Origin of the sequence: Pandoraea sp. ISTKB (assembly GCF_001721285.1) — a bacterium.
Taxonomy (GTDB): Bacteria; Pseudomonadota; Gammaproteobacteria; order Burkholderiales; family Burkholderiaceae; genus Pandoraea; species Pandoraea capi.
On record NZ_MAOS01000044.1, the window covers coordinates 62165 to 72850 of the forward strand.

General features: G+C 64.6%; 8 protein-coding genes. 4 read left to right on the forward strand and 4 right to left on the reverse strand.

The annotated features are described in order from the left end of the window. The first annotated feature begins 12 nt into the window (after positions 1 to 12). A complete protein-coding gene (locus tag A9762_RS17575) occupies positions 13 to 2613 on the forward strand; it encodes a sulfite reductase flavoprotein subunit alpha (protein WP_170836265.1) in 2601 nt (866 codons plus the stop codon). Between the two features lie 110 nt (positions 2614 to 2723). Then, positions 2724 to 3008, forward strand: a complete 285-nt coding sequence (locus A9762_RS17580) for an acylphosphatase (protein ID WP_069343302.1) — start codon at positions 2724 to 2726, stop codon at positions 3006 to 3008. 112 nt (positions 3009 to 3120) lie between these two features. Here A9762_RS17580 and A9762_RS17585 read toward each other — a convergent pair whose 3' ends face one another. After that, entirely contained in the window at positions 3121 to 4764 is a 1644-nt protein-coding gene (locus A9762_RS17585) for a methyl-accepting chemotaxis protein (protein WP_069343303.1), read from the reverse strand. A gap of 554 nt (positions 4765 to 5318) precedes the next feature. Between A9762_RS17585 and A9762_RS17590 the strand changes: the two genes are divergently transcribed. After that, a complete protein-coding gene (locus A9762_RS17590) occupies positions 5319 to 6713 on the forward strand; it encodes an ATP-binding protein (RefSeq protein ID WP_170836266.1) in 1395 nt (464 codons plus the stop codon). A gap of 125 nt (positions 6714 to 6838) precedes the next feature. Here A9762_RS17590 and A9762_RS17595 read toward each other — a convergent pair whose 3' ends face one another. From A9762_RS17595 to A9762_RS17605, 3 genes are all read right to left on the reverse strand, one after another. After that, on the reverse strand, positions 6839 to 7504 hold the full coding sequence (locus A9762_RS17595) for a hemolysin III family protein (protein ID WP_069343305.1): 666 nt from the start codon (positions 7502 to 7504) through the stop codon (positions 6839 to 6841). Positions 7505 to 7554: 50 nt separating this feature from the next. Beyond that, positions 7555 to 8109 carry a peroxiredoxin gene (locus tag A9762_RS17600; RefSeq protein ID WP_069343306.1) on the reverse strand — a complete coding sequence of 185 codons (555 nt, stop codon included), beginning with the start codon at positions 8107 to 8109 and terminating at the stop codon, positions 7555 to 7557. A gap of 191 nt (positions 8110 to 8300) precedes the next feature. Further along, positions 8301 to 8792: an Lrp/AsnC family transcriptional regulator gene (locus A9762_RS17605; protein ID WP_069343307.1), complete on the reverse strand. Its 492-nt coding sequence runs from the start codon at positions 8790 to 8792 to the stop codon at positions 8301 to 8303. Positions 8793 to 8965: 173 nt separating this feature from the next. Between A9762_RS17605 and ilvB the strand changes: the two genes are divergently transcribed. Beyond that, on the forward strand, positions 8966 to 10686 hold a 1721-nt coding region (gene ilvB / locus A9762_RS17610; RefSeq protein ID WP_069343308.1), incomplete at its 3' end, for a biosynthetic-type acetolactate synthase large subunit.

The window sequence follows — 10686 nt, forward strand, 5'->3', positions numbered from 1 at the left end:
ACGACAACAATGATGAAAAGACTGTGGTTTCAGTTGCACTGGTTCTTCGGCATTACCGCCGGGCTGGTGCTGGCAGTGGTCGGCCTGACCGGCGCGCTGCTGTCGTATTACGAAGAACTCACCCGCGCGTTCAGCCCGGGTGTTATGACGGTGGCCGTGCCCGACGCGGCCGCGTCGAGTCGTCTTCCCATTCCTGAACTGGTTGCGCGCGTGCACGATGCGGTGCCGGATCGCCGCATTCTGCTCATGACGGTGATGCGGGCGCCCGAAGATGCCGTCGGCGTGCGTTTGTCGATCGGTGACGGCACGCGCGGCGAGACCTACTTTGTCGACCCCTATACCGGCCAGATGCTCGGCCGTTCGCAGGCGGACGTGGTGTTCCGTTTCATCATGGACATTCACCGCTTCCTGACGGTGGATGGCATCGGCAAACAGATCACCGGCGCGGCCACGCTGCTGCTGTTCCTGCTGGCGCTGAGCGGTTTGTACCTGCGCTGGCCGCGTCGCATCGGCAACTGGCGCGCGTGGTTTCACATCGATTTCAAGAAGCGCGGCCGTCCGTTCCTCTGGAATTTGCACGCGGTCATCGGCACAGTGGTGCTCGTGCCTTATCTGCTGAGCGCGACGACGGGGCTTTACTGGTCGTACGACTGGTGGCGCGGCATGCTGTTTTCGATGGCCGGCGTTGCCCAGCCGGTGCGTAACCGCGCCCCCGAAAAGCCGAAGATGGCCAAGAAGGGCGAGGCAAAAAAGGCGCTGCCGGATCTGGCGTCGACGTCTGCCGACGAGATGGGCGCCGTGTGGAGCAGCTTCACCACACGCGTGCCAGACTACACGAAGGTCTACCTGCGTCCGTCGCAGAAGCCCGGCGGTCCGCTGCAAATGACGTGGCTCGATTCGTCCGTGCCGCATGAGCGCGCCTTTAGCCGGATGGACATCGAGCCGGCCTCGGGTGAGATTCGTAGCGAAGAGCGGTACGCGCAGAAGACGACCGGCGGCCAGTTGATGACGAGCATCTACGCGCTGCATCGCGGCAGTTTCTTCGGCACGCCGGGCATCATCGTCATGATGCTGTCGAGCCTGATGATGCCGGTGTTCTTCGTCACGGGCTGGATGTTGTATCTGGATCGTCGCAAGAAGAAGCGGGCGTTGGCAGCCGCGCGCCCGGCACAGGTCACGGACGCTCCGAAGGCGCCGAACGGCGCACCTTCCGGCGCATTCGCGGAAGACGGCGTGTTGATCGGCTACGCCAGCCAGAGCGGTGTGGCCGAAGGGCTGGCCTGGCAGACGGCCGGCATGCTGCAAGGTGCGGGCGTCCCGGCGCAGATTCAGCCGCTGGCGCGCATCGGTCAGGCGCAGCTTGGGGCGGCCAAGCGGGCCTTGTTCATCGTCAGCACGTTCGGTGACGGCGAACCGCCCGACAGCGCGCGTCGCTTCTCGCAACAATTGATGAATCAGGCGATGGCGCTGCCGACGCTGCGTTTCGCGATGCTCTCGCTGGGCGACAGCCACTACGACACATTCTGCGGGTTCGGGCGCAAGCTCGACGGCTGGTTGCGTGCGCAGGGCGGTGTGGCGGCGTTCGAGCCGATCGAGGTCGATCGTGGCGATCCCGGTGCGTGGGCCAACTGGCAGGAGCGGTTGGGCGAGTGGCTTGGGCGTCCGCTGGTGGCGTCGAAGACCGACGACGGTCCGCGTTTCCAGTCATGGACGTTGGCCGAACGTGAGGAACTCAACCCCGGCAGCACGGGCTTGCCGGCTTACCATCTGGCCTTCACGCCGCCGCAGGGTGCCAAATGGGTGGCCGGTGATCTCGTCGAAGTGTTGCCGCGACATACGGCCGAGCATATCGACACCTTTCTGGCCGGCAGCGTCTGGGCGCCGGATGTGCGCGTGAGCGTGGCCGGACGTGAGGCGTTGCTGGGCGAGGCCCTTCGGGAGCGCGTGCTGCCCGAGACCGCCCCGCCGGCGGGCGTCGATTTACAGGACTGGCTGTCGCGTCTGGCGCCGTTGCCCGAGCGGGAGTACTCCATTGCGTCGACGCAGGCAGAGGGTAAGTTGATGCTGCTCGTACGTCAGACGCGTAATGCCGACGGCACGCTGGGCCTCGGTTCCGGCTGGCTGACCCGCGGGGCGGCGCTGGGCGAAGGCGTGACGATGCGTGTACGTCCGAACCCCGGTTTCCATGGGCCGTCAGACGCCAGCGGCATGATTCTGATCGGTAACGGGACGGGGCTGGCCGGATTGCGCGCCCACCTCTCGGCGCGGATTGCGCAGGGACATGTCCGCAACTGGTTGATCTTCGGCGAACGTCAGGCCAGTCATGACGCCTTTCACGACGAGACGTTGCGCGCGTGGGAAGCGCAGGGCGGCATTGCGCGACTGGACCGCATCTATTCGCGCGATCAGGCCGAGCGGGTCTACGTTCAGGATCATGTGCGCGAGTCGGCGCAAGCGATTGCGCAATGGGTGGCCGATGGTGCGTCCATTTACGTCTGCGGCAGCCTCGCGGGTATGGCACCGGCCGTCGATGCCGCGCTCGCCGACGCGATCGGAGCCGACACGCTCCTCGATCTCTCGGCGCAAGGCCGCTACCGTCGCGACATCTATTAGACGGGCACCGATGGTGTGCTAACGTAAGTGAAGCGTGAATGAAGGGCTCGATGATCATCGGGCCCTTTTCTCGTGATTTCCCGTTATCTCGCAGGCATGCAGGAGGGGCAATGACCGCAACGTGGCAAATCGTGGCGCATGGACTGGTGCAGGGCGTGGGTTACCGCGCGGCATGCGTGGTCGAGGCGCGCAGGCTCGGGCTGGCCGGATGGGTTCGCAATCGTCGTGACGGCACGGTGGAAGCCATTGCGCAAGGCGAGGCGGCGCAGTTGCTGGCGCTGTGCGAGTGGATGCGGCAGGGGCCGCGAGGGGCGCAGGTGTCGTCTTGCGACGTCGACAAGGCATGGGTGGCGGAGTCGCCGCTCACGGGGTTCGAGCAGCGCGCCAGTATCTGAAACGACTGAAGGACGGTGCCGGATGCCTGCCGCCGTACGCCGGAGGGCGCAGGCGGCAGCAGGGGGAGGGCGTTCCTTCACTGCCCTCCGGTGTTCGCTGTGATGCTGAGCGTCAGGCGGCGAGTGCCAGCGAGCCGGGGGTAGCGCTCAAGGTCGGGTCGGCGGCACCGATCGCCGGCATATGCGCAGCTTCGTGCGCCGAGAGGCGGAACAGGGCTACGGATTCGCGCAGACGGGCGGCCTGCGTCTCGAGGGCTGCCGCGGCGGCCGAGGCTTCTTCGACGAGTGCTGCGTTCTGCTGCGTCATCTCGTCCATCTGCGTGACCGCCATGTTGACCTGTTCGATGCCGCTCGACTGCTCGACGCTGGCCGCCGAAATCTCGCCCATGATGTCGGTCACCCGCTTGACGGACTGCACGACCTCCGACATCGTCGCACCGGCGCGTTCGACCAGACGGGTGCCGGCTTCCACACGGTTGCCCGACGCTTCGATCAATCCCTTGATTTCCTTGGCGGCCGACGCGCTGCGTTGCGCCAACGTACGCACTTCGCCTGCGACCACAGCGAAGCCGCGGCCCTGCTCGCCGGCACGCGCGGCTTCCACGGCGGCGTTCAGCGCCAGGATGTTCGTCTGGAAGGCGATGCCATCGATCACTGTGAGGATGTCGCTGACCTTTTGTGAGGCTTCGGCGATGTCGCGCATCGTCGTCACGACTTCCTGAACCACGTCGCCACCGCGTGAAGCGGTTTCCGACGCCGTCACCGCCAACTGGCTCGCAGCGCGGGCGTTCTCGGCGTTCTGTTTGACGACGGCAGTCAGTTCTTCCATGCTCGCGGCCGTTTCTTCCAGCGACGATGCCTGCGATTCGGTGCGACGCGACAGATCGGCATTGCCATCGGCGATTTCGCGAGCGCTCCCGTGAATGGCTTCCGTGCTCTCGCGCACGGTGCCGACCGTGGTGGCGAGGCCGTCGCGCATGCGGCCGAGGGCGCCGAACAACTGGCCCATTTCGTTGCGCGTGCGTTGTTCGATGCGCTGGCTCAGATCGCCGGCAGCCATGCGCTCGAAATACGCGATGACTTCGCGAATCGGGCGCAGCACGGCGCGGGCGAGCATGGCGCGGCCCCACAGTGCCAGCAACAGTGCAACCGCAAGGGTGGCGCCCATGGCGATACGCATGACGTTGTAACGCGACTGCGCGGCCTCGTAGCGGGCCTTCTGACGCGCGACCTGAATGTCCTGCAATTCGCGCATCAGCGACTCGACACCGTTATAGGCGGACGGCGCGACGCGTGCCTGAATCTGGTGGAAGCCGGCAACGTCTCCCTGCTTCAGGGCGTTGAGCGCGGGCGTGACGACCTTATCGAAAAAGGCACGGCGCTTTTCGTCGGCCGATTTCGCCAACTCCGCTTCGTGCGCATCTTCTTTGGGACGTTTCAGATAATCGTTCCAGAGGGCGTCGGATGCGGCGATGTATTGCGTCCCCCGCTTGAGGACTTTTTCCGACTCCTCGGGATCGGCCCCGAGGCTGACGTACGACGCATAAGTCGCCATCGACAGGCGCGTACGAAGAATCTGCTCGCCGGTCCCTTTGAGTTCGGCCAGCGCGGGGGTGTCTTCCGTGGCCATTTTGCTCAGGGATTCGTTGCTGGAGCCCAGTGCCTGCAGGCCCAGCACGCTGACGAGAACGAGAAGTGCACCAAGCAAACCTAGAACCAGCGTCAGACTGGCCCGAATCGTAATGTTCTTATACATATGGATCGATGGATTGAATGCCCAGGCCGTGCCAGGAGAATGCACGGCCTCCCCGTCCATCGGAGAGTGCAAGACGGGGCATAGGGATTATCGGCATATGGGAACCAGAACTTGAGACATTCGGGCTCGGGCGATTCCGAAAGTGCGGTCGCGGCGAAAAAAGTTCGGAATTTGCGCAGTCGCAAGCGTCGCGCAAACGGCCAGACTTGATGACTCTTCAGTTTCTTCAGTACGCCGAAACGCGTGAATCGTGATGAGGCGTCAATGACGCGATGAATCTCGACAAATTCAAGTTCCGACACGCAAGCTCCGACGCGGGGTGTTACCCACGAGGTGATGACGGTTCGTTGAAAGACGATGTAAGGAATGGCGATGCGGATACGTTCCGCATGGCACTGGTGCACGAATTGCGCGCACCGCTGCAGGTGTTGCAGGGACATCTCGATGCGCTATGGGACGACGCGGGTCCCATGGACGACGGGGTCGGCGATGCACGTGGCCGTGTGCCCGAACATGCGCGCGCACCTCGCAAGCGGTTGGGCAGCATGCGGAGCATGCTCGATGCGCTGGCGGGGGCGGTGGACGACGCGCTCGAACTTGGCCGAGGGGAGGTGGCACAGCTACCGCTGCGAGAGGCGAGGTTCGAGGTCCGCTCGTGTCTGGATACCGAGGTCGATGCGTTCTTCGGGAAAGCCAATGCCAAAGGGCTCGATCTGACCTGCGAGATCGCGCACGACATCCCCGTTTTCCTTTGGGGAGACGCGACGCGGTTGCGCCAGATTCTGCGGACGTTGCTCGACAATGCGTTGAAATACACGATGTGTGGCGGGGTAGGCGTCCGGGTCTCGTGGGAGGCGGAATTGCGCGGTGAGTGTGACGCCGAGGTGGCACCGTTTGCGGGGTGCCTGACGATCCACGTCTTGGATACCGGCCCGGGGATTCCTGCGGGTATGGAGAACGCGGTGTTCGCAGCCTTCGCGCGAGCCGATCCCTCGGTGCAGGGCACGGGGCTGGGGCTCTGGATCGCCCAACAATGGGCGCAGCGTCTGGCGGGCTCGCTCTGTGCGGAGTCGTCGGCGAGCGGCGCGCGTTTCCGTCTTTCCGTGCCGTTTCGCTTGCCCGGGCACATCGCCGAGACGACACCGTCGGCCGGACGATCGGGCAGTACGGCATCCGGCATTGAGGCGGAAGCGGGACTTGCCGAGAGACCCGAGATGTCCGGGATGCCTGCAATGCCCGTGGCACAGGTTGCCTTACGCGAGGGGCTGCAAGCCCTGGTCGTGGACGATCACGTGATGAATCGCAGGATCCTCGGCGAACAACTCACGTCGTTGGGCTGCCACGTGGCCGGCGCCGGAGACCTGACCGATGCGCTGCTGCAATGGATCGCGCTCGACGTCGATGTCGTGCTGACCGACATACATCTGGACGGTGTGAGCGGGTTGGCGCTGGCGCGGACGTTGCACGCGCTTGCCCCGGTGCTCGGTCGTCGCAAGCCGGTGGTGTACGCAGTGACCGGATCGGTGGTCGGGGCGCGGGCGGCGCGAGAGGCAGGTATCGACGAGGTGCTGACGAAGCCGGTCTCGCGTGAGCGGTTGTCCCGGACACTGGCCGTGCGATGGCCGGCGCTGGACGAGCCGTTTGATGGGTTCGGGCGAGCGAACGGGGTGTCGAGCGTGCCGGGCAGGCCACCGTCGCCACGGCGTGCGCCCTTGCGAAACGATCCGAATGCGCGGCGGATCATGCGCGACGAAATGGCAAAGGATCTGGCGCGGTTCCGGCGCTTGATGGCGCGGCGGCGGGCAGAGGACATCGATGCGGCACACGCGCTGCTACATCGAATGCGAGGGGCTTGTCGCATGTTCGGCGACCCGGAACTGACGGCGCGATGCGATCGTCTTGCCGACAGATTGGCGACGTGTCGCGGAGTGACGAGGGATGATCTATGACCTGTGACGTCGGGCTGGCGCAGCATCAACCCAGGTGAAACGAGGGAGCGCTTTGCGGAAAGGGTACGCCTTGCGAGTCTGCCGTGGCAAAGCCAAAACGGCCGGCCACGGCGCAACCCCGGCGCTCAGACGTAGCGCCAGACGGCGAGATAGTGGCAGACGGTACCGCCGATGGCGAACAGGTGCCAGACGAGGTGGCCGAACTTGATGTGGCCGTCGAGCGAATAGAAGATCGCACCGATGGTATAGGCGGCGCCGCCGGCATAAAGCCACCCGGCGCCCGGCCCCGGAATGGCTGCCAGCACGGGACCTGCGACCAGCACGGCGACCCAGCCGAGGCCGATGTAGAGCAGGGTGGAGACCAGCGGGCGGTCGAGCAGACCGAGTGTCTTGGCGATCAGGCCGGCGATGGCCATCGTCCACACGCCGGTGAGCAGCGGCCAGCCCCACGGATCGTTGAGGATCTTGACCGTGAAGGGCGTGTAGGTGCCGGCAATGAACAGGAAGATGGCGCAATGGTCGACGCGCATGAACAAGCGCTTCGCCCGGCCGTCCGGCAGTCCGTGATACAGCGCGGATGCCAGATATACCACGACCATGGTGACGGCGAATACCCCGATGCCGATTTGCTGGACCGTGCTGGGCAATGGCGGGCGAACGGTGGTGAAGAGAAACGGAATCGCGGCGAGCGCGGCCAGACAGGCAAGGCCGTGGCTGACGCTGTTGGCCAGCTCCTCGCTGCGGGTCTGCGCGCGGGCGATGGCCCGCGCGCTTGGGGGTACCGTACTCATGCCGTCCTCATCGGGGGAAGTGCGCGGGAAGTGCGGAATGCAGAAAATTGTCAGTGATGTGTCTCGTGCCACTTGCGAACGGCCGCCATGGTGTTCTGGACATGCTTGTCCGGATCCATGCTGATGTAGCTGTAGATCACCTTGCCGTCGGGCGCGATCACGTAGGAAACGCGATTGGCGATATCGGGCTTGAGTGCCAGTACGGCGTCGTATGCCTTCATGATCTTTTGATCGGTGTCGGCGGCCACCGCGAACTTGCTGCGACATTCGGACACCGAGAACTTGTTGAGCGTATCGATGTTGTCGTGCGAAACGCCGATCACCGTCGCGCCCATCTCCTTGAACTTGTCCGTGGCTTCAGCGAAGTCGTGGGCTTCGATCGTGCAGCCCGTGGTGAATGCGGCAGGGTAGAAGTACAGCACGACCGGGCCTTTCTTAAGGGCGTCGGCGAGCGAGAAGGTGAAGACCTGACCGCCAAGCGAGGCTTGTGCCTTGAAGTCGGGCGCGGCTGCGCCGTTCTGCAATGCCGCATGAGCGGGGATCATGCACCACGCCGTGATGCCGACGATGGCGGCAGCGGCAGTCATTCCGAACCAACGTTTCATGCAAGGCTCCCAAAGTGGATGCTTAAGGATAGAGGCTTGCGAGGGCGCTGTCCAACGTACACCGTCACCTTTGACGACGTCGCAACGATCCTGTCGCGTGGCGTCCACGCGTCTGTGTTGGTGTCTGTGATAGTGCTGCGAAAGATGACAGTCTACGGTCGATTCCGTGACAGGCGTCTGTCAGTGTCGCGTCATGATCCGTCGCTGCCACCGCTGCCACCGCCACCGATTGGCAGCACCGTCGTGGACTTGATCTGCGAGAGCGCGATCATCGAGTTGACCTCCTGCACCATCGGCAACTGCGACAGCCGCTCGAAGAAGAAGCGTTCGTAGGCTTCGACGTCGCGCGTCACGATGCGCAGCAGAAAGTCGACGTTGCCCATCAGCACGTGGCACTCCAGCACTTCCGGGAATTCCTGGATGGCCTTGGAGAATTCGGGGAGCGCGCTGCGGCTGTGCCCCGCGAGTTTTACGTGAGCAAACAGCATCACGTTCAACCCGACTTTCTTGCGGTCGATGAGCGCAACCCGTCGCTGGATCACGCCTTCGGCATCGAGCCGGTCGATGCGACGCCAGCATTGCGACTGCGACAGGCCGATGCGCTCGCCGATCTGCGCGGCCGACAGCGAGGCGTCTTCCTGCAGGAGTGCGAGGATTTTTTCATCGAATTCGTCAATTTGCATGATTTATTCCTCGGGATGATTGAATTTGAATGAATCATGTGAAATCAGGGTGTTTTTGTCAACGATACGCGAAGCATTTACCTGCCGATCCCCGTAAACTCTCTTCCTATCGATGGTATTTGCCGGAACCATCCCTTCAAGTTCGACCGACTCCGCAGGAAAAACACGACGCCATGAAACTCGATTTGACTCTCCCCACTGCCGAAGCCGCGACCGGTGCCGTCGCCCAGCCCGTTGCCCCGTTGTCTGCCAAAGGTGCAGACCTCATTGCGCGCACGCTGGTCGATATTGGCGTCGATACGGTGTTCTGCTACCCGGGAGGCGCCAACCTCGAGATGCTCGACGCGCTGTCTCGCGTGGCGATCACCCTGGTGCGTACGGAGCATGAGCAGGGCTCCGTGTTCGGGGCGCAGGGGTATGCACGCGCCACCGGCAAGCTCGGCGTCTGCCTTGCGACGTCGGGCCCGGGCGCGACGAATCTGGTGACGGGCATTGCCGATGCGGCCAGCGATTCCGTGCCGATCCTCGCGATCACCGGGAATGTGGCAACGCATTGGCTGGGCAAGAATGCGTTTCAGGAAGTCGACATCGTGGCCATCACGAAGCCGGTCACGAAGCTCGCGCGACAGGTTCGCGAGGCCCGCGACATCCCGGCGGCGCTGCGCGAAGCGGCGGCTTGCGCCCTGGCCGGTCGTCCGGGCCCGGTCTTGCTCGACTTCCCCAAGGATATTCAGCAGGCACGCCCCGACCAGCCGACGGACAAGCGTTTCACCCCGGCGGTGCCGGCGGGCATGAGCGATGAGACGGCGCAACGCATTGCCGCGTTGCTCGCGCAGAGCGAACGGCCGGTGATCTACGCCGGTGGCGGGGTGATCGCGTCGGGCACGGGCGCGCAACTCGTGGCGTTGGCCGAAGCGCTCGACTGCCCGGTCGCGCTCACGATGATGGGGCTGGGGGCGGTGCCGGACGATCACCCGCTATTGCTCGGTCCGCTGGGCATGCATGGGGCTTACGCGGCGAACGTTGCCGTCAACGAAGCGGACGTGGTGCTGGCGCTCGGCGTGCGTTTCGACGATCGCGTGATCGGCGACCCGGCATCGTTTGCGCGTCACGCCAAGATCGTTCACATCGATGTGGACGCCGCCGAAATCGGCAAGAACAAGCCGGTGACCCTTGGCGTGCATGCGGACCTGCGCGACGCCTTCACCGGTCTGCTGGCGCATGCCACGCGTCGCGACGTGCCGGCGTGGCACGCATACCTGCGTCAGCGCCGTGAGGCGCATCCCCTGCGCTCGTCAGGCGCGGCTCAGGCCAGCACGGTTGGTTCGGTGGATTCGGCCGGTGCGGGCGAGGGCGTGCTGACCGGCGTCGACGTGATCGCCGCACTGGCCGCGTTGCTGCCGCCGGAGGCTGTTGTGACGACAGGGGTGGGCCAGCATCAGATGTGGGCCATGCAGCATCTGCGTCTGCGCGAGCCGCGCACGTTCCTGTCGAGTGCCGGTTTCGGCACGATGGGCTTCGGTCTGCCGGCCGCCATCGGCGCCAAGGTGGCGTTGCCGGACGTGCCCGTCGTCGACATCGACGGGGATGGCAGCCTGAACATGTCCGTCAACGAGCTTTCGACCTGCCGTCGCTACGGGCTGGGCGTGAAGGTGCTGGTCATCAACAACCAGTGGCTGGGGATGGTGCGTCAGTGGCAGGACATGATCTATTCGCGCAACCGTGTGGCCTCGTCGCTCGTCGACCCGAATGTGCCGGATGGCGCGGACGACGGCCGTCCGTACCCGGACTTCGTCACGATCGCAGCAGGATACGGCGTGGCCGGGGCGCGCGTGACGCGGGCGGAGGAACTGCCGGCGGCACTGGCCCGCATGCTTCAGGACCCGAGCGAGCC